The following is a 23,812-nucleotide window of genomic DNA, read 5'->3' on the forward strand; positions in this document are numbered from 1 at the left end:
GTCTAGGCATGCGACCGTTCGAATTCTCGCATGTAGGACACGAGCGCCTGCACTCCGGTCAGCGGCATGGCGTTGTAAATGCTGGCGCGCATGCCGCCGACGGACTTGTGGCCCTTGAGCTGCAGCAGGCCCGCTTCGCGCGCGCCTGCGAGGAACGCGTCGTTGCGGCTTTCGTCGCGCAGGAAGAAGGGCACGTTCATGCGCGATCGGCAGGCGGCGTCGACCCTGTTGTCATAGAAGCCGGACCCGTCGATGAAGTCGTACAGGAGGCGTGCCTTCGCGATGTTGCGCGCTTCCATGGCACCGACACCGGTGAGCGCGCCCTCGGTCTGCTGACGCAGCCACTGGAAGGTCAGCCCGGCGATGTAGATGCCCCACGTGGGGGGCGTGTTGTACATCGACTGGTTGTCGGCGACCGTCTTGTAGTTGAAAGCGCTGGGGCAGATCCCGAGTGCATGGCCGAGCAGGTCATCCCGCACGATCACGATCGTGAGGCCGGCCGGACCCAGGTTCTTCTGGGCTCCGCCGAAAGCGAGCCCGACGCGGCGCCAATCCACCGGCCGCGAAGCCACGTGGGACGAGAAGTCCATGACCAAGGGGGCCTTGCTGCCGAGGGCTGCAAGGTCGGGCAGTGCCTGAAATTCGACGCCGTTGATCGTCTCGTTGCTGCAGATATGCACGTACGACGCATCGTTCGAAAGCTTCCAGGTCGACGGGTCGGGCAGGCGCGTGTGCTGCTCCGCAGCATTGGTCGCCACGATGTTCACCTTGCAGTAGCGCTGCGCTTCCTTCTGCGACTTGGCGCTCCAACTGCCCGTGACCACGAAATCCGCGCTGGTACCGCGCGACAGGTTCATCGGAACGATCGCGTTTTCGCCCAGCCCGCCCCCTTGCATGAAGAGGATGTGGAACTGTTCCGGCACCGCGAGGAGATCGCGGATGTCGGTTTCGGCCTGCCTGCAGATCGCGCCGAACTCCTTGCCGCGATGGCTCATCTCCATCACGCTCATGCCGCTGCCTTCCCAGTCCAGCATCTCGGCGGCGGCACGCTGTAGCACCGCCTCCGGCATCGCAGCCGGACCGGCGGAGAAGTTGTACGGGCGCGGACCCGCTGGCTGCGTCACTTCTTGGCGGGCGCCTTGGCGGGCGCTGCCTTGGCTCCTGCTGCGCCACCCACCGGAGCGCCCAGCGCCTTGGCGACGCTGCTGTCGAGAGCGACCATCTTGGGTTCGATCGAGGCACGCGTTTCGGCAACCAGCTTTTCCGTCAAAGCGGTCTGCAGCTTGGGATTCATCTCCTGGTACTTCTTGCTCAGCGGCGAGTTGATCCACGCCAGCAGCTGGCGCATTTCTTCTTCGCTGAAGTTCTGTTCCATGATGGGCGTCAGGGCGCCCGGCGCGAGTTGCACGGCCTTGTCGCGCACGATGGGATAGGCCTCATCGAAGTACTTCTTGAGTTCGGCGTCGGCCGCCTTGGCTGCTGCTTCACGCTTCTCGGCGGGAACCTGCGTCTGTAGGTACTGCGAGCCTGCCTGGGCGATAGGGGCGCTCGACTGCTCGACCAGACCGCGCGCCAGCGATTCGATGCCGGGCTTCTGCAGATCGACGAACTGCTTGATGAGCGCGGCCTTGTCCTGGGCCATGGCCAGCGAACTGCCGGCGAGCGCGACCGTCAGGAGCGCGAGTTTGATTTTTTTCACTGAGGATTCTCCGTTGAAGATGATGAGGAAGTGTCGTCGGCGCCGGGCTCGTTCTCGACGTTCGCGTCGTTCTCGACGATACGCTGCAGCCCGCTGAGCTTGGCACCTTCGTCGAGCCCGATCAGAGTGACGCCTTGCGTCGCGCGACCGAGTTCGCGAATTTCGGCGACCCGTGTGCGCACGAGCACACCCTTGTCGGTAATGAGCATGATCTCGTCGTCGGCATGCACGAGAGTCGCGGCCACCACCTTGCCGTTACGTTCACTCTGTTGAATAGCGATCATGCCTTTGGTTCCCCGGCCATGACGCGTGTACTCGGTAATGCTTGTTCTTTTTCCGTAACCGTTTTCCGTGGCCGTCAAGACGCTTTGCTGCTCGTCCTCGGCGACGAGCATGGCGATCACGCCCTGGCCGTCCTCGAGCGTCATGCCGCGCACGCCGCGGGCGTTGCGGCCCATGGGGCGCACGTCGTTTTCGTCAAAACGGACCGCCTTGCCGCCGTCGGAGAACAGCATCACGTCATGTGCGCCGTCGGTCAGCGCTGCGCCGATCAGGTAGTCGCCCGGATCGAGATCCACGGCGATGATGCCGGCCTTGCGCGGGTTGCTGAACTCGTCGAGCGCGGTCTTCTTGACCGTGCCCATCGAGGTCGCCATGAACACATACTGGTTGGCGGGGAAGGTACGCTTCTCGCCGGTCAGCGCCAGCACGACGTTGATCTTCTCGCCCTCCTGGAGCGGGAACATGTTGACGATCGGCCGACCCCTGGAGCCGCGCGACCCTGCGGGCACTTCCCAGACCTTGAGCCAATAGAGGCGACCGCGATTCGAGAAGCAGAGGATGTAGTCGTGCGTGTTCGCGATGAAGAGCTGGTCGATCCAGTCGTCCTCTTTGGTCGCCGTGGCCTGCTTGCCGCGGCCGCCGCGTTTCTGGGCCCGGTACTCGCCCAATGGCTGGCTCTTGATATAGCCGCTGTGGGAGAGAGTCACGACCATGTCGGTCGGCGTGATCAAGTCTTCCGTGGAAAGGTCGAAGGCGCTGTGCTCGACCTGGCTGCGGCGCACGCCCAGCTTGGTCTGGCCGAATTCCTGTTTGATCGTGGCGAGCTCGTCGCCGATGATCACCGAGACGCGTTCGGGCTTGGCCAGGATGTCGAGCAGATCGTCGATCTCGGCCATCACTTCCTTGTACTCGGCGACGATCTTGTCTTGCTCCAGACCCGTCAGGCGCTGCAGTCGCATCTGCAGGATTTCCTGAGCCTGCGTGTCCGACAGCCTGTAGAGGCCGTTCGTGTTCATGCCGAATTCGCGTTCGAGACCATCCGGGCGGTAGTCGTCGGCGTTGATCACGCCACCGTCGGCGCGGGTGCGGGTGAGCATCTCGCGCACCAGCTTGCTGTCCCAGGCGCGACTCATCAGCTCGGCCTTGGCGACCGGCGGCGTCGGCGCATTGCGGATGATCGCGATGAACTCGTCGATATTGGCGAGGGCGACGGCCAGGCCTTCCAGCACGTGGCCGCGTTCGCGGGCCTTGCGCAGGTTGAACACGGTGCGGCGGGTCACGACTTCGCGACGGTGCTGCAGGAAGACCTCGATCAAGTCCTTCAGGTTGCACAGCTTCGGCTGGCCGTCCACGAGGGCCACCATGTTGATGCCGAAGGTGTCCTGTAGCTGCGTCTGCTTGTAGAGGTTGTTGAGTACGACCTCGGGCACTTCGCCACGCTTGAGCTCGATGACCAAGCGCATACCCGACTTGTCGGACTCGTCCTGGATATGGCTGATGCCTTCGATCTTCTTCTCGTGCACCAGCTCGGCCATGCGCTCCTGGAGCGTCTTCTTGTTGACCTGATAGGGGAGCTCGTCGACGATGATCGCCTGGCGCTGGCCGCGATCGATGTCCTCGAAGTGACACTTGGCGCGCATCACGACCTTGCCGCGGCCGGTGCGGTAGCCGTCCTTGATGCCGTTGATGCCGTAGATGATCCCGGCCGTGGGGAAATCGGGTGCCGGCACGATCTCCATCAAGTCGTCGATGCTGGCTTCCGGATGGCGCAGAAGGTGCAGGCAGGCGTCGACAACTTCGTTCAGGTTGTGCGGCGGAATATTGGTCGCCATGCCCACCGCGATACCACCGGCGCCATTGACCAGCAGATTCGGCAGCTTGCTCGGCAATACCAAAGGCTCTTTTTCGGAGCCGTCGTAATTCGGGCCGAAATCGACAGTTTCCTTGTCAATATCAGCCAGCATTTCATGCGCAATTTTGGCAAGGCGAATCTCGGTATAGCGCATGGCGGCTGCCATATCGCCATCAACCGAACCGAAATTGCCTTGGCCATCCACCAGCATGTGGCGCATGGAGAAGTTCTGCGCCATCCGCACGATGGTGTCGTAAACCGACTGGTCGCCGTGGGGGTGGTACTTGCCGATGACGTCTCCGACGATACGGGCCGACTTCTTGTAGGGCCGGTTCCAGTCGTTGTTGAGTTCGTGCATCGCATACAACACGCGCCGGTGCACCGGTTTGAGGCCGTCCCGGGCATCCGGGAGAGCGCGTCCCACGATCACGCTCATGGCGTAGTCGAGATAGCTGCGACGCATTTCCTCTTCGAGGCTGATGGGTAGAGTTTCTTTGGCGAACGAGGTCATGGGCGGCGGGCAGACGGCAAGGAGGCGAAATTTTACGCTGCCTGGGGTGTCGCACCGCCGCAACACAAGGCCGGTATTCCGCCTCCGTCCTACGCTTCAGGGGTGCCCGCCGGGCTGTTTGCCAAAGACCCTATGGCACAATCGCCTCAACGTTTTGGGTGGTGGTCACTTAAAGCGTCCTTGATTCGCAGCGCGGCTGCGGCTTTTTCCCCAAGAGGAGAACCATGAAGAAACTGAATAAAGTGGCGATGATGTTTGCAGTCGCTGCGCTCGCCACTGCCGCCGGCGCGCAGAACCGTGTCACCGCAGCGAATGGCGGTCCGGTGATCGACAACTGGCAAAACGGCACCGGCGAACTGGTTTGGAAAAATGGCACCAACGAACTCTGCTGGCGCGATGCCAACTGGACGCCCGCAACGGCTGCCGCCGGTTGCGACGGCGCGCTGGTTCCCCCGCCCCCGCCCGTAGCAGCAGCCCCCACCCCGCCGGCACCTGTGCCCCCGGCTGTCGCCGCTTCGAAGGTTACCTTCGCAGCTGACGCATTCTTCGACTTTGACAAGTACGTTCTCAAGCCCGAAGGCCGCGCCAAGCTGGACGACCTGGTCTCGAAGATCAAGGACGTGAACCTCGAAGTGATCATCGCTGTCGGTCACACCGACTCGATCGGTACCGTTGCCTACAACCAGAAGCTGTCGGTTCGCCGCGCTGAAGCCGTCAAGGCCTATCTGGTCTCGAAGGGCATCGAAAAGAACCGCGTCTACACCGAAGGCAAGGGCAAGAGCCAGCCTATCGCTGACAACCGCACTGCCGAAGGCCGCGCCAAGAACCGTCGCGTGGAAATCGAAGTGGTCGGTACCCGCCCCAACAAGTGATTCGCAAGAATCGCTAATGAAACCCCGCCTCGGCGGGGTTTTTTTATGGTCGATCGCGACGCGGGCAAGGCCTCGCGAGCGTGTGTCCGCAATTCCGTCGATTCATAATCGCTGGATGACTGATACCGTGAATGCCGATCCAGCAGAACTGGCCAAATTTTCCGAACTGGCGCACCGCTGGTGGGATCTCGAAAGTGAATTCCGCCCGCTGCACGAAATTAATCCGCTGCGACTGGAGTGGATCGACGGCATCGCGCCGATCGCGGCGCGCAAGGTGCTTGATGTCGGCTGCGGCGGCGGGATTCTCGCCGACTCCATGGCGCGCAAGGGCGCCGAGGTGCTGGGCATCGACCTGGCCGACAAGGCCCTCAAGGTGGCGCAGCTGCATGCGCTGGAGGCCGGGACGCGCGGCGTGAAGTACCGGTCGGTCAGCGTCGAGGCCCTGGCGGCCGAACAGCCCGAAAGCTTCGATGTCGTGACCTGCATGGAAATGCTCGAACACGTACCACAACCCGCGTCGGTCGTGAAGGCCTGTGCCGACCTCGTCAGGCCTGGCGGATGGGTGTTCTTCTCGACCATTCATCGAAATCTCAAGTCCTTCCTCTTCGCGATCGTGGGGGCGGAGTACGTGCTGGGGATGCTGCCGCGCGGCACGCACGAATACCAGAAGCTGATCCGCCCCAGCGAGCTTGCCGCCCATTGCCGAGCCGCGAACCTCGACTTGCGCCATACGCGCGGCATGGAGCACAACCCCGTGACGCGGCGCTACTGGCTGAGCGATGACACCACCGTCAATTACATGTTTGCCACCCAGAAGCCGGCGGTGCGTCAGTGACGGGGCGCAGCGATACCCAAGCCGTCCTTTTCGACCTGGACGGCACCTTGATCGACAGCGCCCCGGATCTTGGTGCCGCGGCCGACCAGATGCGCACGGAACGGGGTCTCGCTTCCATTCCGTTGGAGCGCTATCGGCCGATGGCCGGTGCCGGCGCTCGCGGCATGCTGGGTGTGGCGTTCGGCATCAAGCCCGATTCGCCCGAATTTGCACCATTGCGCGAAGAGTTCTTCCTCAACTACGAGGCCAGGATGCTTCGCAATACCCAGGTCTTCGACGGCGTGGCTGAACTCATCGAGGCGCTCCGCGCGCGGGGCCTGCGCTGGGGCGTCGTCACCAACAAGTCCGTGCGATTCACCGGCCCGCTCACGCGTTCGATGCCTCTGTTCGCCACCGCCAAAGCCATCGTCAGCGGCGATACGACGCCTTACGCCAAGCCCCATCCGGAGCCCTTGCTCGAAGCGGCGCGTCAGCTCGGCGTGCCGCCGACTTCCTGCTTTTACGTCGGGGACGACGAGCGGGATATCCTGGCCGGTCGGGCCGCCGGGATGCGAACGGTCGCCGCAACTTACGGCTACATGGGCGAACAGGCGGAAGTGGCGCGCTGGGACGCCGACGCCGCCATTTCTTCGCCCCTCGAACTCTTGCAGTTGCTCAAACAGGCCTAAAATGGGTCGCTTGGGGCTGCACTGGTTTCGACGCGGGTTCGGAATCGCAGCGGGGCATGTCGAGCTGAATGCGCTCGTAAAACAGATTCAAACAAACTAACTGCAAACGACGAACGTTTCGCACTCGCCGCTTAATTGCCGGTGAGCTTTGCAACAGCAGGCCGATGGGCTGGGCAAGGGGGCGCTAGAGCAATCTGACGCCTCCCGGCTGCAAAGATAATCTACATGGGCTGGCTCCGATCCGGGTACCTTGGGTCGGGACGAGAAAATAGGGTACTGGCGGCCGGTGTAGCGTGCGACTGCGCGACACCGGTGGCGAGACCCAAATCAGACCGCTAAACATGTAGATCTGCGCGAAGAAGGCTTGCGGACGGGGGTTCAAATCCCCCCAGCTCCACCACACTCGACGACCGGCGCCAACGGAAGACTTTGGCGCCGGGCTCACTTCCAGAACCTCTGCCCACTACGCATTCCGCACTCCGAGTGCTGTCGCTGAGCGGCCGCGATCGACCCGCTGTGGGTTGCGTCGCACGAGCTGTGTCGCACGACAGAGCCGTGCTCTTTCGCCCTGCATGCGCGAGCTATAGTCCCCGACGTCGCTGCGGCATACATGGGACATGAGACATGAAAAAACTGGAATGGACGGTGGCGCTTCGCACCTCGGTTGCGCTGGCTCTGGCCGGAGCCGCGCAACTTCACGCGGCGTCGCTTGCGCCGGTCGCAGCCGAAAACGGCATGGTGGTCAGCGCGCAGCATCTCGCCACCCAGGTCGGCGTTGACGTGCTCAGGCGCGGCGGCAACGCGATCGACTCTGCGGTCGCCGTCGGCTACGCGTTGGCGGTGGTCTACCCCGCGGCCGGCAACCTCGGCGGCGGTGGATTCATGACCGTGCAATTGGCCGACGGGCGCAAGACCTTTCTTGATTTCCGTGAGAAAGCGCCGCTGGCGGCGACTGCCAACATGTACCTCGACAAAGACGGCAACGTCATCAAGGGCCTGAGCACCAACGGTCACCTTGCCGTCGGCGTACCGGGCACCGTGTCCGGGCTCGAGCTGGCGCGCGAGAAGTACGGCACCATGAAGCGCGCAGCCTTGATCGCGCCTTCGATCAAGCTGGCTGAGCGCGGATTCGTCCTGGAGCAGGGCGATATCGACATGCTGACAACCGCCACCGCTGACTTCAAGAAGGACGCCGTCTCCGGTGCGATCTTCCTGAACAAGGGCGAACCCTTTGCGGTCGGCCAGAAGCTGGTCCAGAAGGACCTGGCGAAGACTCTCAGGGCCATCAGCCGCAACGGCACCGAAGGCTTCTACAAGGGGCCCATAGGCGCTGCGATCGTGGCATCGAGCCAGGCGGGGAAAGGGCTCATCACGCAGGCTGACCTCGACCAGTACCAGACGCGCGAACTCCCGCCCGTCGAATGCGATTACCGGGGCTACCACGTGATCTCGGCGCCGCCGCCGAGCTCTGGCGGGGTGGTCATCTGCGAAATGCTGAACATCCTCGAGGGCTATCCGCTCAAGGACCTCGGCTTCCGCTCGGCGCAAGCCGTGCACTACCAGATCGAGGCGATGCGCCATGCGTACGTCGATCGCAACAGCTACCTGGGCGACCCCGACTTCGTGAAGAACCCACTCGACCGGCTGCTCGACAAAGGCTATGCCGCAAAGATCCGTGGCGTGATCGACCCCGCAAAAGCGGGCGTCTCCAAGGACATCAAGCCCGGCGTCGCTCCGCACGAGGGCAGCAACACCACACACTATTCCATCGTCGACCAGTGGGGCAATGCAGTTTCGGTGACCTACACCCTCAACGACTGGTTCGGCGCCAAGGTGACGGCCGCGAAAACAGGCGTGCTGCTCAACAACGAGATGGACGACTTCACTTCGAAGGTCGGCGTGCCCAACATGTACGGCCTTGTGCAGGGCGAAGCCAATGCGATCGCGCCGGGCAAGCGCCCGCTGAGTTCGATGAGCCCGACCATCATGACCAAGGATGGCAAGCCGGTCTTCGTCGTCGGTACGCCGGGCGGCAGCCGGATCATCACGGTCGTGCTCCACACCATCCTGAACGTGGTCGACTACGGGATGAACGTGCAGGAGGCGGTCGACGCACCGCGCTTCCACCAGCAATGGCTGCCCGACGTGACCAACGTCGAGACCTTCGCGCTCTCGCCGGACACGCGCAAGATCCTCTCGGACATGGGCCACAACCTGGGTGTGCCGCAGCCGGCCAACCATGCGGCGGCGATCATCGTCGGCGCGCCGTCACTCGGTGGCAAGCCGGTGGGCGCCAACCGCTTCTATGGCGCCAACGATCCGCGTCGCAACACCGGCCTGGCGCTCGGCTACTGATGCGCATCGAGGAAATTCTCTACACGCAGGGTTTCGGCACACGCCGCGTGTGCGCGGGGCTGGTGCAGCAAGGCTTCGTGACGATCGCGGGTTCCCCGGTCGACGATCCGGGGCGCGACGTCGAAACCGAAGGTCTTCGCTTCACCGTGCAGGGCGCCGAGTGGGAATACCACGAGAAAGCCTACCTGATGCTGCACAAGCCGGCCGGCACGGAGTGCTCCCAGAAGCCGTCGACCTACCCCAGCATCTACACCTTGCTACCGTCGCCGTTGCGGCTGCGGCCGAACAAGGGCGCAGTGCAAGGCGTGCAGGCGATCGGGCGGCTCGACCAGGACACCACGGGCTTGCTGCTCCTGACCGACGACGGCCAGTTCATCCATCGGATGGGCTCGCCCAAGCACCATGTGCCTAAGGTCTACGAGGTCACGACCAAGCATCCCGTCGACGACGAGCAGGTGGCACGCCTGCTCGCCGGCGTCGTCCTGGACGACGATCCGAAGCCGGTGCGCGCGGCCGCGTGCGAGCTTGCCGGGCCGCTCCATCTGAGCCTCACGCTCACCGAGGGCAAATACCATCAGGTCAAACGCATGCTGGCCGCCGTCGGCAACCGGGTCGAGGCCTTGCACCGATCGCGCATCGGCGTGCTCACCTTACCTGACGACCTGGCGCCCGGCCAGTGGCGCTGGCTGCGACCGGAGGAGGTCGAAGCCTTGCGGCACCCGCGCGGCGGTCAGCCCGCGGTGGGAGCCGCTCGCTAGAATCCATGTTCTTCTGCCGGAAAACGTCCCTTGCGCTCCATTCCATTCCTGACGGGCCGTCTTGCGGCCTTTTTGTTTGTCTGCGCGGTGCTTCCGTCGCAGGCCGCCGAACCACCACCCATCTTCGTGCTCAATTCGCTCGACGCGACAGTGAGCGTGATCGATCCTGGCAACTGGGCCGAGAAGCAGCGCATCCCGACCGGCAAGGAGCCGCATCACCTCTACCTCACGCCCGATCAGAGTTCGTTGATCGTCGCCAACTCCGCCGGTGATTCGCTGACCTTCCTGAACCCCCGCACGGCCGAAGTCCAGCGCGTGGTTTACGGCATCCTCGATCCCTACCACCTGCGCTTTTCGCCGGACATGAAGTGGTTCGTCACGGCGGCCAACCGCCTGAACCACGTCGACATCTACCGATGGGACGGCAAGGAGCCCAAGCTCGTCAAGCGCATTCCCACCGGCAAGACGCCCAGCCACATCTGGATCGACGGCAAGAGCACGACCGCCTACGTCACCATGCAGGACAGCGATGAGTTGATCGCCGTGGACCTTTCCACGCAGACGATCCGCTGGCGCGTGGCCACTGGCCCGATGCCGGCCGACATCTTCGGCATCCACGACGGCAAGACGCTGCTGGTCGGCCTGACGGGCAGCGATGGCGTGCAGGTGTTCGACGTGGCGGGTGCCCAGCCCAAGCTGGTCGGCCAACTCCCGACCGGCAAGGGGGCCCATGCATTCCGTTCCGCGGGCGACGACCGCAGCGTGTTCGTCAGCAATCGCGTGGCCAATACGATCAGTCGCATCGATATCCAGACGCTCAAGGTCACCGACACCTATCCGGTGCCGGGGGGACCCGATTGCATGGATGTCTCGGCGGACGGCAAGACGCTCTTCGTCACCTCGCGCTGGGCGAAGAAGCTCAGCGTGGTCGACCTTGCCAGCCGCAAGGTCGTGCGACAGGTCAACGTCGGCCGTTCGCCGCATGGCGTCTGGACCCTCGACCATGCCAAGATTTGAGTCCGGGGCTGCGATGCTCCTGGTGGCGGCTTCGGTCGTGTCCACCGGCGCAGTCGCCCAGGGCACCTGCAGCAAGCCGGTGTACTTGACCTTCGATACCGGTCATATGGGCGTTGCGCCCCTGGTTGCCGAGGTGCTGAAGCGACAGGACGTCCGCGTCACCTTCTTCGGCGCTGCGGAGCGTACCCAGACCGACGGCGACAGCCTCGACAACCACTGGGCGCCATGGTGGAAGGCGCGGGCCGCGGAAGGGCACGAATTCGCATCTCACACCTACGACCATGCCTACTGGCGCGGCGATCTACCGGGAGTCGAGCCGCGCTTTCGCATCAAGCCGACGGCGGGCGCCTTTGCGGGCCGGGAATTCACCTGGGACGCCAAGCAATACTGCGCCAACGTGGCCAAGTCTTCCGAACGCCTGCAGGACATCACCGGCAAGAAGCCGATACCTCTGTTCCGCGCGCCCGGCGGCAAGACTTCGCCAAAACTGCTGGCGGCTGCCAAGGCCTGCGGCTATGAGCACGTCGGTTGGGCGCCAGCGGGCTTCCTGGGTGACGAGTTGCCGAGCGAGAAGTTCAGCAACGAAAAGCTGTTGCAGCAGGCGCTCGACAAGATCGAGCCGGGAGACATCCTGCTTGCGCACCTGGGCATCTGGTCGCGCAAGGAGCCATGGGCACCCGCCGCTCTCGAACCGCTGATCGTCGGGCTCAAGGCCAAGGGCTTCTGCTTCGAAACGCTGCGCCAGCATCCGGCTTACCGCGCCTGGATCGCGGCTCATCCCTGAACCTTTCCGCAAGGGCCGGGATCGCACGCCAATGGATTGGCTCACCGATTTGTTTGCGAACCTGCAGCAGTGGCTGTTCGAGACGGCGATTCAGCCGGTGGTCTACGCCGTCGGCTTGGGCGGCTGGGTCGAGGACGCGTTCGACGCGACGGGCTGGCTGCTGGTCGGCCTGATCCAGATCGCTGTGCTGATCGCCGTGATCGGCCCGCTGCAGCGCTGGCGACCGGCCGAGCCGGTGGTCGACCGGCGCGCCATCCGCATCGACGTGATCTACACGCTGATCCATCGGCTGGGCCTCTTCCGGCTCGCGATGTTCTTCGCGCTCGACCCCTTCTTTGACGACGCACTGGGCACAGTGCGGTCCGCGGGCTGGGGCACCTTCCATCTCGATCAGCTCTGGCCCGGCGTCACCGACGTGCCCTGGGTCACGCTCGTGATCTACCTCGTCGTGCTGGACCTGGTCGAATACCTGATTCATCGCGGGCAGCACCGCTTCGAATGGTGGTGGGCCCTGCATTCGCTCCATCACTCGCAGCGCCAGATGACGATGTGGAGCGACAACCGCAACCACCTGCTCGACGACGTGATTCACGACACGATCATCGTGATCGTCGCGCAGCTGATCGGCGTCGCACCGGGTCAGTTCATCGCCATCGTCGCTTTCATGCAACTCAGCGAGAGCCTGCAGCACGCCAACCTGCGGCTGAGTTTCGGCGCGATCGGTGAGCGGCTCTGGATCAGCCCGCGCTTCCATCGCCTGCACCACAGCATCGGGATCGGGCATGAATCGCGTGGTCCGAAGACGCTCGGGGGCCACAACTTCGGCGTGCTGCTGCCTTGGTGGGACATGTTGTTCAGGACGGTGAACTTCGAGGACCGCTACGACCCGACGGGCATTCGCGACCAGGTCGAGCCCGACGACCGTGGCCGCGTCAAGGACTACGGACGCGGCTTCTGGTCGCAGCAATGGCTGGGGCTCCGGCGCCTCGTCGGCCAAGGCTGACGGGCGCCTCGTACGCTGGCGTTATCCTCGGCACCAATGCGTCTTCTCCTCGATTCTTTCTGGCGTTCGGTCGCCTACTGCATGCACCCGCGCGTGATCGTGCTGTCCTTTCTGCCGCTGGGGCTCATGGTGGTGCTCGCGGCGGTGTTCGGCTATTTCTTCTGGGACGCATCCGTCGCATGGACTCGCGAGGCGCTGGACGCCTGGCCCCTGCTGGCCAGCTTCTGGGGCTGGATCGGCCGCCTGTTTTCGGGCGATGTCACCGCCATGCTCGCGCCGCTGTTGGTGGTGTTCGCGGCCACGCCGCTCATCGTGGTGGTGTCGCTCCTGGTCGTCGCCGGGTTCATGGCGCCGGCGCTGACCCGCCTGGTGGCTGAGCGGCGATTTCCGGCGCTGGAACAAAAGAAGGGTGCATCCTTCATCGGAAGCATGGCCCGCTCGCTCGGACTGACCGTGCTGGCAATGCTGGCCCTCGTGGTGTCGATGCCGCTCTGGCTCATCCCCCCGCTGGTGCTCATCCTTCCGCCGCTCATCTGGGGTTGGCTGACCTATCGCGTGATGAGCTTCGACGCGCTCGCGGAGCATGCGAGCCCGGAGGAGCGCAACGAACTGTTGCGGAAGCACCGATTGCCGCTACTCGGTGTCGGCGTGCTGTGCGGCTATCTCGGCGCGGCGCCGGCCATCGTCTGGGCGTCGGGTTTGCTTTTTGCGGCCGCCTTCTTTGTGCTCGTGCCCATCGCGATCTGGATCTACACGCTGGTGTTCGCGTTCTCCGCGCTGTGGTTCGCTCACTATTGCCTCGACGCACTGGCGCAACTGCGAATGCAGCGCGCCGCCGCGGCTGTTTCACCACCTGCGGTCGAGTTGGCCGATGCCAACGCTGCCGCAAGCCAATGGGGTGCCCCATGAGTCGTTCATTCGGTCTGATCGTCGTCGGCGACGAAATCCTTTCCGGCAAGCGCATCGACAAGCACATGCCCAAGGTCATTCAACTGCTCGCCGAGCGCGGCCTGGAGCTGGGATGGGCCGAGTACGTTGGAGATGTGCCGGCGCGCATCACGGCGGCGCTGGCGCGTGCTTTCGCTTCCGGCGACGTCGTGTTCTCGACCGGCGGCATCGGCGCCACGCCCGATGACCATACGCGCCAGTGCGCGGCCGCCGCCCTTGGCGTCCCGCTCGGCCTGCACCCCGAGGCCGAGGCGCTGATCCGCGAGCGAATGCAGGACACCGCGCGCGAGCAGGGGACGGTCTACGAGCCCGACCGGCCGGACAACATTCACCGCCTCAACATGGGCGTCTTTCCGCTGGGCGCAAAGATTATCCGCAACCCCTACAACAAGATCCCCGGCTTCAGCGTGGGCGACGTGCACTTCGTGCCCGGCTTCCCGGTGATGGCCTGGCCGATGATCGAATCGGTGCTCGACGAGCGCTATGCCGATCTCTTCGCCCGCGGCCGAGTCGCCGAAAGATCCGTGATCGTCTACGGTGCCATGGAGGCCACGTTGACGCCACTGATGGAGGCCATCGAGCAAGCGCATCCCGGCATCAAGGTGTTCAGCCTCCCGAGCGTCGACCATGCCGAGCATGGACGGCACATCGAACTCGGCGTCAAGGGCGACGCCGACAGAATCGGACCCGCCTACTCGCAATTGCTGGCGGGTCTGCACGCCTTTGAAGCGCGTCTCGGCCCCGAAATGGTGCGTTGAATTCGTCCGCACCAATTTGGTTACAACTCGCCTGTTTTTGGGGTCTGGCGGCGGCGCCACACCCCCCTCGGCTGCAGTGACAATGGCACAGAAACTGCATTCCGGAATACCCGTACTTCCAACCACTATCCAAACCAGGAGAACCTGATGGCAAAGACCGTCGCCGATGTACTCAAACTCGTCAAGGAAAACGAGGTCAAGTTCGTCGACTTTCGCTTCACCGACACTCGCGGCAAGGAACAGCACGTCACCGTGCCGGTTTCCGCGTTCGATGAGGACAAGTTCACTTCGGGCCACGCGTTCGATGGCTCGTCGATCGCCGGTTGGAAGGGCATCGAAGCATCGGACATGCAACTCATGCCCGACCCGAACACGGCCAACATCGACCCCTTCTTCGAAGAAACGACGCTCATCCTGACCTGTGACGTGGTTGATCCTTCGGATGGCAAGCCCTATGAGCGCGACCCGCGTTCGCTCGCCAAGCGCGCCGAGGCCTACATGAAGGCATCGGGCCTGGGCGACACCGCCTTCTTCGGACCGGAGCCCGAGTTCTTCGTGTTCGACGGCGTACGTTGGCAGAACGACATGTCCGGCTGCTCCGTGAAGATCGAATCCGAAGAAGCAGCCTGGAATACGGGCAAGGAATTCGAGCACGGGAACACGGGCCACCGGCCTGCGGTCAAGGGTGGCTACTTCCCGGTGCCGCCGGTCGACAGTTTCCAGGACATGCGATCCGAAATGTGCCTTGTGCTCGAGTCGCTCGGCATCCCGGTCGAAGTGCATCACCATGAAGTGGCCAACGCCGGCCAGATGGAACTCGGCACCAAGTTCAGCACGCTGATCCAGCGCGCCGACTGGGTCCAACTGCAGAAATACGTCATCCACAACGTGGCCCATGCCTACGGCAAGACCGCCACCTTCATGCCCAAGCCGATCGTTGGTGACAACGGCTCCGGCATGCACGTGCACCAGTCGGTATGGAAGGACGGCAAGAACCTCTTCGCCGGCGACGGTTATGCCGGCCTGAGCGACTTCGCACTGCACTACATCGGCGGCATCATCAAGCACGCTCGCGCGCTGAACGCCATCACGAACCCCGGCACCAACAGCTACAAGCGCCTGGTCCCCGGTTTCGAAGCCCCGGTGAAGCTGGCCTACTCGGCCAAGAACCGCTCGGCATCGATCCGCATTCCGTTCGTGGCGAACCCGAAGGGCCGTCGCGTCGAAGCCCGCTTCCCCGATCCGCTGATGAACCCGTACCTCGGTTTCGCAGCGCTGCTGATGGCCGGCCTCGACGGCGTGGAAAACAAGATCCATCCAGGCGAAGCCGCGAGCAAGGATCTCTACCATCTGCCGCCGGAAGAAGACGCGATGATCCCGACCGTGTGCCACAGCCTTGATCAGGCGCTGGATTACCTCGACAAGGACCGTGCGTTCCTGACGAAGGGCGGCGTCTTCACCGATTCGTACATCGACGCGTACATCGACCTCAAGATGCAGGAAGTCACGCGCTTCCGCATGGCGACCCATCCGGTCGAGTTCGACATGTACTACTCGCTCTGAGCCTGCCCCAGGCCAGCGTTAAAAAGGACGGCAATTGCCGTCCTTTTTCTTTGGGTGGGAACACCAGCATGGCACTCGTATCGAATTGCACGAAAATGCCGCATTGCTGCGCACTCCAACCATGACCATGAAGACTCTTTCCGTTTTCCTGCTGACCGCGTTCGCCGCGGCCGGTGTTCACGTGCAAGCCCAGGCGCAGGAGCGCGTCTGGCGTTGCGGCAACGAATACACGAACAACGCGACCCAGGCGCAACAGCGCGGTTGCAAGCTGATGGAGGGCGGCAATGTCACCGTCGTGCAGGGCAACCGGCCGATTGCTTCGGCCGCACCGAGCAGCGCGGTTCGTGCCCCGGCAAGCGCGAGTAGCCCGGCGGGCAGCCCGCGCGTCGACGGTGCCGACCAGCGCGCGCGGGACGGCGAGGCCCGCTCGGTGCTCGAATCCGAACTCAGGAAGGCGCAGGATCGGCAAGCCCAGCTGCTCAAGGAATACAACAACGGCGAGCCCGAAAAGCAGGGCAGCGAAGGTCGCAATTACCAGAAGTACCTCGATCGCGTAGCCGACATGAAAGCCGAGCTCGCGCGCAACGAGAGCGACATCGCCGGCATCCAGCGCGAAATCGGCCGGCTGAAATGACGCTCTCCCCCAGACTGCGCGCACTTCGTGTCGCTGCGCCAACCCCCTGCCGGGGGCAACGCCTGCGGCCCGGCAAAGCCGGTTCGACGGCGTTCCGGGAAGGAATTCCTTCGCGTGGCTTTTGGTAAATCCGCCGGACCGGGCAAACGCTTTCAGGCCTTCGACCTGCTCTCGACGCTGATTGCCGTGGTACGCACCGACGGTTCGGTGTTGTTCGCGAATTCCGGGCTCGAAGACGCGCTCGGGACCTCGCGCCGCACGCTCGAGGGCTCGCAATTCGGCGCCTGCTTTCATGAGCCGCAGGTGTTGCGCACCGCCATCGATGGTGCGCGCAGCAATGACTTTGCCACCCTGCGCTACGAGGCCCTGTTGCGGCGCGTCAACCACGAGCTGATGCCGGTGCAGGTGACGCTCGCGCAGAGCGACAAGGCAGGCGAGTTGATCATCGAGATGTCGCCACTCGAACAGCAGGTGCGGCAAGACCGCGAAGAGCGCCTGCTCGACCAGGCGCAGGCCAACAAGGAACTGATCCGCAACCTCGCGCACGAAATCAAGAACCCGCTCGGCGGCATTCGCGGCGCGGCGCAGTTGCTGCAGATGGAGGTCGAGTCACGCGACCTCATCGAGTACACGCAAGTCATCATCCACGAGGCCGACCGGCTGCAGACGCTGGTGGATCGACTGCTGGCGCCGCATCGGCGGCCGCACGTGGTGGGCGACGTCAACATCCACGAGGTCTGCGAACGCGTGCGCTCAGTGATCCTGGCCGAGTTTCCCCGCGACCTGCACATCGAGCGCGACTTCGACGTGTCCATCCCGGAGTTTCGCGGCGACCGGGAGCAGCTCATCCAGGCCACGCTCAACATCGTCCACAACGCCGCGCAGGCGCTGGCGGAACGGCGCGCGGCGGGTGACGCGCAGATCACCTTCAAGACCCGCATCGCGCGTCAGGTTATCTTCAATAAGCAGTGGTATCGACTGGCACTGGAATTGCATGTCATCGACAATGGACCGGGCGTGCCGGACGCGATCAAGGACCGCATTTTTTACCCGCTGGTGTCGGGCAGGGAAGGCGGGACTGGCTTGGGATTGACGCTTGCGCAAACTTTTGTGCAACAACATCACGGCGTGATCGAGTGCGACAGCGTCCCGGGCCGGACCGATTTCAAGATACTGATACCGCTGCCCTAGCAGCCACGCAACAAGGAGCTGCATGAAGCCGATCTGGATAGTGGATGATGACCAATCGATCCGCTTTGTGCTGGAAAAAGCGCTACTGCGCGAAGACCTGCCAACCCGTAGCTTCACCAACACGCGCGAAGTTCTCGCCGCACTCGAAGCAGCCGCCGACGACGAACTGCAGGGCCCCCAGGTCCTGGTGAGCGACATCCGCATGCCCGGCGGCTCGGGCCTCGACCTGCTCGACAAGATCAAGGCCAAGCACCCCGGACTTCCGGTCATCATCATGACCGCGTTCTCCGACCTCGACAGTGCCGTCTCTGCCTTCCAGGGCGGCGCCTTCGAGTACCTGCCGAAGCCTTTCGACCTGCCGCGCGCGGTCGAGTTGATTCGTCGCGCCGTCGACGAAAGCCAGCGTGAGGAGGTCGCCGAGGAACGCATGGCGGCCGCGCCCGAAATGCTCGGACAGGCTCCTGCGATGCAGGACGTGTTCCGTGCGATCGGGCGACTGTCGCAAAGCAATGTGACCGTGCTGATCACCGGCGAGTCGGGTTCCGGCAAGGAGCTTGTGGCGCGTGCGCTGCACAAGCATTCGCCGCGCGCGAACGGGCCCTTCGTCGCGATCAACACCGCGGCCATTCCCAAGGACCTTCTCGAAAGCGAGCTGTTCGGCCACGAGCGCGGCGCCTTCACCGGCGCGCAGACGATGCGGCGCGGCCGTTTTGAACAGGCCGAGGGAGGCACCCTGTTTCTGGACGAGATCGGCGACATGCCTTTCGATCTCCAGACGCGCCTGCTGCGCGTGCTGAGCGACGGGCATTTCTATCGCGTGGGCGGCCACAACTCCGTCAAGGCGAATGTGCGCGTGATCGCGGCGACGCACCAGGACTTGGAGCAGCGCGTCAAGCTCGGCGGCTTCCGCGAAGACCTCTTTCACCGGCTCAATGTGATCCGGCTGCGGCTGCCGGCATTGCGCGAGCGCGGCGAGGACGTGCCTGCGCTCACGCGCCACTTTCTGCAGCAGAGCGCCAAGCAGCTGGGCGTGGAGCCCAAGCGCATTTCGGATGCGGCGCTCGCGCAGTTGGCGACCTTCGGTTTTCCAGGCAACGTGCGGCAGCTCGAGAACATCTGCCATTGGCTGACGGTGATGGCGCCGGCGCAGCTTATAGAGGCCAAGGACCTGCCGCCCGAAGTGGCGGCCGGCGCACACGTCGAAGCGCCCGCGGCTGCAGCGGCCGTTGTATCGGCGCCGGCTTCCACGATCGAGCGCGACCCCGTGGCAGTTGGCGCCACAGCGGCCGTGGCACCTGCAACGCTGCCCCCGCCGGTCGCCGGCACTGCCGCGGCAGCGTGGGAAAGCGGGCTCGAACTCGAAGCGCAGAGCATGCTGGCGGCCGGTCGTACCGACGTATGGGATGCGCTATCGCGCCGCTTCGAATCACGCCTGATCCTCACGGCGCTGGCGAATACGCGAGGCCGCCGCATCGAGGCCGCGCAGAAACTCGGCATCGGGCGCAACACCATCACGCGCAAGATCCAGGAACTGGGCCTGGAATGATCCGATGACTGACGCTGGGTCAGCGGTTGCGCTGACCCAGCGTCAGCGTGTCGAGCTGGAATTGCCCGCTCTTGTCCCAGAGCCACGTGTCGACGTAGGTGTGGCTGCCCACCTTGCCGGGGTTCGGCAGGGGTGATGCATCCTTGATCAGCTTCTCGATCATCGGGGCCACCTCCGGCGCATGGCTCGGCGTGCGACTGAAGTACACCCCCGTGACCTTGCCCGTGCTGTCGACGTCGGTCTCGGTCACGACCACTGCATACACCAACGGCGGAATCTTGCCCTTGTAGATGCGCTTGGGATAGGTCTTGTAGATGTAGGTCGCGCCGACCTTGCGATAGGCCTTCACTGCGGGGGTCTGTGAGGTGATGAGCCTCTCGGGCGGTACCTTTGCGGAGGGGCCGTCATCCTTCGCGGCCTGGGCAGGCGCCTCGCTCGTCCCATCCTTTTTCAGTGCCTCGCAGCCTGCAAGGCCGAGGGAGACGACAAGAACCGCCAGGATGGGAGTGTGTTTCATGGTGCCAGATCCAGTATCACAGGGGCGTGATCGCTTGGCTTTTCCCATTTGCGCGGCACACGATCGATCACGCAGCCCTTGACGCGCGGGACCAGCGGTTGGCTCACCAGGATGTGGTCGATGCGTAATCCGCGATTCTTCTGATAGCCCAGCATGCGGTAGTCCCACCACGAGTAGCTCTTCTCGGGCTGATCGAAGAGACGGAAGCTGTCCGTCATGCCCAGCTTCAGCAAGTCCATGAAGTGCTCGCGCTCCGCGGTGGTGTGGTGAATCGTCTCTGCGAGTCCGACGGGATCGAAGCTGTCGCGGTCTTGCGGCGCGACGTTGAAGTCACCGAGCAGAACCAGGTTCGGATGGGCGACAAGCTCCTTGCGCAGCCAGTCGCGCAATGCGCTCAGCCAGCGCAACTTGTATTCGAATTTCTCGGTTCCCGGCGCCTGGCCGTTGACGAAGTAGCCGTTGACCACGCGCAGCTCGCCGGCCGGCGTGTCGATGGTCGCGCTGATGACGCGGGAGTGCTCGTCGGTGAAGCCGCCGATGTTCTTCACGACGTCGCGCACCGGTGCCAGACTCAGGATCGCAACGCCGTTGTAGGTCTTCTGGCCGAACACGGCGGCGTCATAGCCGGCCGACTTCAGCACTTCGAGCGGAAACTTGTCGTCGCTCATCTTGAGTTCCTGCAGGCACAGCACGTCGACAGGGTTGGCGATGAGCCAGTCGAGCACATGCTGCAGCCGTGCGGTGAGGGAGTTGACGTTCCAGGTGGCGATTTTCATGGGTTGCAGGCTCCAGAGCGTGACGTCTCTGTAACGAAGTTCTCAGCAGTAGTCAGCGCCGTTCGAGCGTGACGAAGCTGAACGGAAGACCGTTGGCGGCAGTGTGAGACTCGCGCTCAATCTCGTGCCAGCCGGGGCCAAATCGGGGCGCCCAGGTGTCGCCTTCGTAGTCGCGCTCGATCTCGGTCACGACGACGCGCTGGGCCAGAGGTTCGGCCTCCGCATAGATCTGCGCGCCGCCGATCACCCAGGCCTCGGGCGCGTTGTCGCTCTCGCAGAGCGACAGGGCAGCCTGCAGGCTCGGCACATGCTCCGCACCGTCGCTCCGCCAGTCAGCCTGGCGCGTGATGACGATGTTGCGCCGCCCGGGCAGGGGCCGGAATCTTGGAGGTAGTGAATCCCAGGTCTTGCGTCCCATGATCACCGGCGCACCCGCCGTCTGCTTCTTGAAATGCGCCAGGTCCTCGGGCAGATGCCAGGGCATCACGCCGTTGAGGCCGATCACGCCGTTGGCTGCGCGCGCGAGAATCAGGTTGATGCGGGTGCCCATGGTCAGACAGCGACGGGCGCCTTGATGCCGGGATGAGGGTCGTAGCCGATCACCTCGAAGTCCTCGTATTCGTAGTCGAAAATCGATGCAGGCTTGCGCTTGATGACCAGCGTCGGGTACGGCCGGGGCTCACGACTGAGTTGGAGCGCCACCTGTTCCGCGTGATTGCTGTAGATGTGGCAATCGCCGCCGGTCCAGATGAAGTCGCCCACGTCGAGATCACATTGCTGGGCGATCATGTGCGTGAGCAGCGCGTAGCTCGCGATGTTGAATGGCACGCCCAGGAAGATGTCCGCGCTGCGCTGGTAGAGCTGGCAGCTGAGCTTGCCGCGTTCGCCGGCCGCTTGCGGCGGCGCCACGTAGAACTGGAAGAACGCGTGGCAGGGCATCAGGGCCATCTTCGACAGCTCGGCCACGTTCCATGCGCTCACGATGATGCGGCGCGAATCGGGGTTGGTCTTGAGCGTGTCGATCACCTGCTGGATCTGGTCGATGTGGCCGCCATCCGGCGTCGGCCAACTGCGCCACTGCACGCCGTACACCGGTCCGAGATCGCCGTCTTCGCGTGCCCACTCGTCCCAGATCGTGACGCCGCGTTCCTTCAGCCAGTTGTTGTTGCTCGACCCGGTCAGGAACCAGAGCAGTTCCTGGATGATGGAGCGGAGGTGCACCTTCTTTGTGGTGATGAGCGGAAAGCCTTCGGTGAGGTCGAAGCGCATCTGGTAGCCGAAAACGCTTTTCGTGCCGGTGCCGGTGCGGTCGCCTTTTTGCACGCCCGTCGTGTCGACGTGTCGCATGAAATCTTCGTATTGGGAACGGGTGGGGCGGTTCATTGAAAAGTCTCCGTCCGGATCACGCGACCCGGATTCAGGATGTTCTGCGGGTCGAGCCCGCGCTTGATGGCGCGCATCATGCCAAGGGCCACGGGCGACTTGTGCTTTTCGAGTTTGTCGACCTTCAGCGACCCGACGCCGTGCTCGGCGGAGAACGATCCGTCGAACTTCTCGACCGCGTCGTACACCAGCGTGTTGATGCGATCTTCATGGTCGCGCAGGAAGGCCGAGTTGTCGCCACCGGCCGGCGCCTGCACGTTGTAGTGCAAGTTGCCGTCGCCCAGATGGCCGAAGTTCACGAGCCGGACGCCGGGGATCTCGCGCTCGAGGAGTGCGTCGGTATCGGCCACGAAATCGGGGATGCGCGACACCGCGATCGAGATGTCGTGCTTGATGTTCAGCCCTTCTTCGGCCTGCGCCAGCGGAATGCTCTCGCGGACATGCCAGAGCTGATGCGCCTGCGTGAGGTTTTCGGCGACCACGGCGTCGCTCACGCAACCCGCCTCGAAGGCGGTTTCGAGCAGCGCCTCGAAGCGGGCGCGGGCGTGGTCCTCCGACTCGTTGTCGGAGTTCTCCAGCAGCACGCAATAGGGCACCGCCTCGTCCTCGATGAACGGAACTCGCATCGCGGGGAAGTGCTTGGCCACCAGGCTCAAGGCGAACTTGCCCATGACCTCGAAGCCCGTCAGGCCCGCGCCCAGTCGCTTGTGCGCCAGGCCGAGCAGCGTGACCGCGTGTTGCAGCGAAGGCACTGCCGCCCATGCGGTGAGCTGCGCGGCCGGCAGCGGGTAGAGCTTCATGGTCGCGGCGGTGATGATGCCGAGTGTGCCTTCGCTGCCAATCATCAGGTCGCGCAAGTCGTAGCCGGTATTGTCCTTGCGCAGGCCGCTGGTGCCTTCCCAGATGTCGCCCTGCGGCGTGACGACTTCGAGGCCGAGGCACAGGTCTCGCGTGTTGCCGTAGCGCACGACCTGCGTGCCGCCGGCGTTGGTCGCGAGATTGCCGCCAATGGTGCAGCTGCCTTCGGCGGCGAGGCTGAGCGGAAAGAGGAAGCCGGCATTCCTGGCCGCTTCCTGCAAGGTCTGCAGCACGCAGCCGGCTTCGACGGTCATGGTGAGGTTCGCTGCGTCGATGCTGCGGATTGCATTCATGCGTTGCAGGCTCAGCAGCACCTGGGTGCCGGTGTCGTCCGGGATTGAGCCGACTGCGAGGCCGGTGTTGCCGCCCTGCGGAACGATGGACGTTCCGGCGGCGGCGCACGCCTTGACCACGTCCGCAACCTGCCGCGCGTCGGCCGGCCGCACGACGGCCAGCGCCTTGCCGCGCGAGCGCTTGCGCCAGTCTTGCTCCCATGCGGTGAGGTCGCCCTCGATCAGGACGTTCGGTACGCCCACAATGGCGCGCAATTTTTCGACCAGGACGCTCATTGCGTCGCTCCTTCAAGACTTTTTGCCGGCGCGGCGTGCCGCAGGCGCAGCCGGACATGCCATGCGCAGGCAATGAAAAGCGCAAGGCACAACACGACCTGCACCAGCGCCAGCACCTGGCTGACGTGGTTCTTGTCGCTCCAGGCGCGCACCACGCCTTCGGTGAAATAGAGCCAGATCATCAGGCTGACCCAGCGGTAGGTGTACATCCGGTTCTTGAGCAAGCCCGCCAGCGGCACCACGAGCGGCAGCACCTTGAGCGCCAGCCACGAACCGCCGGGCCGCAGCGGCGCCAGCCACAACTCCCAGGCGAGTCCAAGCAGGATCAGCCCGACGAGGCTGCCCACAGCCAGCCAGCGCGAGGCGGATACAGACGCGGGAGGAAGAGCGGATGTAGTCAAGAGAAAAAGTCGTTCGCCGTCAGTGCACACCG

Annotated in this window: 23 protein-coding genes and 1 other RNA gene; 15 read left to right on the plus strand and 9 right to left on the minus strand. The window is 64.0% G+C overall.

Features of this window, described 5'->3' with window-relative positions:
- Positions 1-2 precede the first annotated feature (2 nt).
- The 3 genes from serC to gyrA are packed head-to-tail and all read right to left on the minus strand — an operon-like array spanning position 3 to position 4,344.
- Positions 3-1,124, minus strand: coding sequence for a 3-phosphoserine/phosphohydroxythreonine transaminase (gene serC, locus QTI24_RS08760; RefSeq protein WP_286599782.1), 1,122 nt, complete (start codon positions 1,122-1,124; stop codon positions 3-5).
- Positions 1,121-1,699: a DUF2059 domain-containing protein gene (locus QTI24_RS08765; RefSeq protein ID WP_286599784.1), complete on the minus strand. Its 579-nt coding sequence runs from the start codon at positions 1,697-1,699 to the stop codon at positions 1,121-1,123. Before QTI24_RS08765 ends, serC begins: the two co-directional genes overlap by 4 nt.
- The gene (gyrA, locus tag QTI24_RS08770) at positions 1,696-4,344 is read right to left on the minus strand and encodes a DNA gyrase subunit A (RefSeq protein WP_286599785.1); all 2,649 of its coding nucleotides are present in this window, start codon (positions 4,342-4,344) and stop codon (positions 1,696-1,698) included. The genes QTI24_RS08765 and gyrA overlap by 4 nt, the downstream gene beginning before the upstream one ends.
- Positions 4,345-4,568: 224 nt before the next feature.
- Here gyrA and ompA point away from each other — a divergent pair, with 224 nt between their 5' ends.
- The 15 genes from ompA (at position 4,569) to ntrC (ending at position 19,276) form a co-directional block, all read left to right on the plus strand.
- Positions 4,569-5,216, plus strand: a complete 648-nt coding sequence (gene ompA / locus QTI24_RS08775; protein ID WP_286599786.1) for an outer membrane protein OmpA — start codon at positions 4,569-4,571, stop codon at positions 5,214-5,216.
- Positions 5,217-5,331: 115 nt separating this feature from the next.
- On the plus strand, positions 5,332-6,051 hold the full coding sequence (gene ubiG, locus QTI24_RS08780) for a bifunctional 2-polyprenyl-6-hydroxyphenol methylase/3-demethylubiquinol 3-O-methyltransferase UbiG (RefSeq protein WP_286600079.1): 720 nt from the start codon (positions 5,332-5,334) through the stop codon (positions 6,049-6,051).
- Positions 6,048-6,719 carry a phosphoglycolate phosphatase gene (gene gph, locus QTI24_RS08785; RefSeq protein ID WP_286599787.1) on the plus strand — a complete coding sequence of 224 codons (672 nt, stop codon included), beginning with the start codon at positions 6,048-6,050 and terminating at the stop codon, positions 6,717-6,719. The genes ubiG and gph overlap by 4 nt, the downstream gene beginning before the upstream one ends.
- A 12-nt stretch (positions 6,720-6,731) precedes the next feature.
- Positions 6,732-7,119, plus strand: a transfer-messenger RNA (tmRNA) gene (ssrA, locus tag QTI24_RS08790).
- A 224-nt stretch (positions 7,120-7,343) separates the two neighbouring features.
- Positions 7,344-9,074, plus strand: a complete 1,731-nt coding sequence (gene ggt, locus QTI24_RS08795) for a gamma-glutamyltransferase (protein ID WP_286599788.1) — start codon at positions 7,344-7,346, stop codon at positions 9,072-9,074.
- Positions 9,074-9,832 carry a pseudouridine synthase gene (locus tag QTI24_RS08800; protein ID WP_286599790.1) on the plus strand — a complete coding sequence of 253 codons (759 nt, stop codon included), beginning with the start codon at positions 9,074-9,076 and terminating at the stop codon, positions 9,830-9,832. The genes ggt and QTI24_RS08800 overlap by 1 nt, the downstream gene beginning before the upstream one ends.
- Positions 9,833-9,871: 39 nt before the next feature.
- Positions 9,872-10,849, plus strand: coding sequence for a YncE family protein (locus QTI24_RS08805; protein ID WP_503011236.1), 978 nt, complete (start codon positions 9,872-9,874; stop codon positions 10,847-10,849).
- Positions 10,815-11,633: a polysaccharide deacetylase family protein gene (locus tag QTI24_RS08810; protein ID WP_503011227.1), complete on the plus strand. Its 819-nt coding sequence runs from the start codon at positions 10,815-10,817 to the stop codon at positions 11,631-11,633. Before QTI24_RS08805 ends, QTI24_RS08810 begins: the two co-directional genes overlap by 35 nt.
- A 31-nt stretch (positions 11,634-11,664) precedes the next feature.
- A complete protein-coding gene (locus QTI24_RS08815) occupies positions 11,665-12,636 on the plus strand; it encodes a sterol desaturase family protein (RefSeq protein WP_286599791.1) in 972 nt (323 codons plus the stop codon).
- 36 nt (positions 12,637-12,672) lie between these two features.
- Positions 12,673-13,545, plus strand: a complete 873-nt coding sequence (locus QTI24_RS08820; RefSeq protein WP_286599793.1) for an EI24 domain-containing protein — start codon at positions 12,673-12,675, stop codon at positions 13,543-13,545.
- Positions 13,542-14,342 (plus strand): competence/damage-inducible protein A, encoded by an 801-nt coding sequence (locus QTI24_RS08825; protein ID WP_286599795.1) that lies wholly within the window; start codon positions 13,542-13,544, stop codon positions 14,340-14,342. The genes QTI24_RS08820 and QTI24_RS08825 overlap by 4 nt, the downstream gene beginning before the upstream one ends.
- 147 nt (positions 14,343-14,489) lie before the next feature.
- Positions 14,490-15,905, plus strand: a complete 1,416-nt coding sequence (gene glnA / locus QTI24_RS08830) for a type I glutamate--ammonia ligase (protein WP_286599796.1) — start codon at positions 14,490-14,492, stop codon at positions 15,903-15,905.
- A gap of 127 nt (positions 15,906-16,032) precedes the next feature.
- Positions 16,033-16,539: a hypothetical protein gene (locus tag QTI24_RS08835; RefSeq protein ID WP_286599798.1), complete on the plus strand. Its 507-nt coding sequence runs from the start codon at positions 16,033-16,035 to the stop codon at positions 16,537-16,539.
- Between the two features lie 114 nt (positions 16,540-16,653).
- Positions 16,654-17,730 (plus strand): nitrogen regulation protein NR(II), encoded by a 1,077-nt coding sequence (gene glnL, locus QTI24_RS08840; protein WP_286567541.1) that lies wholly within the window; start codon positions 16,654-16,656, stop codon positions 17,728-17,730.
- Positions 17,731-17,752: 22 nt separating this feature from the next.
- Complete coding sequence (gene ntrC / locus QTI24_RS08845) at positions 17,753-19,276, plus strand: nitrogen regulation protein NR(I) (RefSeq protein WP_286599800.1); 1,524 nt, start codon at positions 17,753-17,755, stop codon at positions 19,274-19,276.
- Between the two features lie 19 nt (positions 19,277-19,295).
- Here the strand turns inward: ntrC and QTI24_RS08850 are convergent, their stop codons facing one another.
- From QTI24_RS08850 to QTI24_RS08875, 6 genes are read right to left on the minus strand one after another with little or no spacing between them, the layout of a single operon-like run.
- Positions 19,296-19,793: a hypothetical protein gene (locus tag QTI24_RS08850; protein WP_286599801.1), complete on the minus strand. Its 498-nt coding sequence runs from the start codon at positions 19,791-19,793 to the stop codon at positions 19,296-19,298.
- Positions 19,790-20,569, minus strand: a complete 780-nt coding sequence (xth, locus tag QTI24_RS08855) for an exodeoxyribonuclease III (protein ID WP_286599802.1) — start codon at positions 20,567-20,569, stop codon at positions 19,790-19,792. Before xth ends, QTI24_RS08850 begins: the two co-directional genes overlap by 4 nt.
- A 52-nt stretch (positions 20,570-20,621) precedes the next feature.
- A complete protein-coding gene (locus QTI24_RS08860) occupies positions 20,622-21,119 on the minus strand; it encodes a dihydrofolate reductase (RefSeq protein ID WP_286599803.1) in 498 nt (165 codons plus the stop codon).
- Between the two features lie 2 nt (positions 21,120-21,121).
- Positions 21,122-21,952: a thymidylate synthase gene (locus QTI24_RS08865; protein WP_286599805.1), complete on the minus strand. Its 831-nt coding sequence runs from the start codon at positions 21,950-21,952 to the stop codon at positions 21,122-21,124.
- Positions 21,949-23,379: an FAD-binding oxidoreductase gene (locus QTI24_RS08870; RefSeq protein WP_286599806.1), complete on the minus strand. Its 1,431-nt coding sequence runs from the start codon at positions 23,377-23,379 to the stop codon at positions 21,949-21,951. The genes QTI24_RS08865 and QTI24_RS08870 overlap by 4 nt, the downstream gene beginning before the upstream one ends.
- Positions 23,376-23,780: a DUF2069 domain-containing protein gene (locus tag QTI24_RS08875; RefSeq protein ID WP_286599807.1), complete on the minus strand. Its 405-nt coding sequence runs from the start codon at positions 23,778-23,780 to the stop codon at positions 23,376-23,378. Before QTI24_RS08875 ends, QTI24_RS08870 begins: the two co-directional genes overlap by 4 nt.
- Between the last annotated feature and the right edge of the window lie 32 nt (positions 23,781-23,812).

Origin of the sequence: Variovorax sp. J22P240 (assembly GCF_030316855.1) — a bacterium.
Lineage (GTDB): Bacteria > Pseudomonadota > Gammaproteobacteria > Burkholderiales > Burkholderiaceae_C > Variovorax.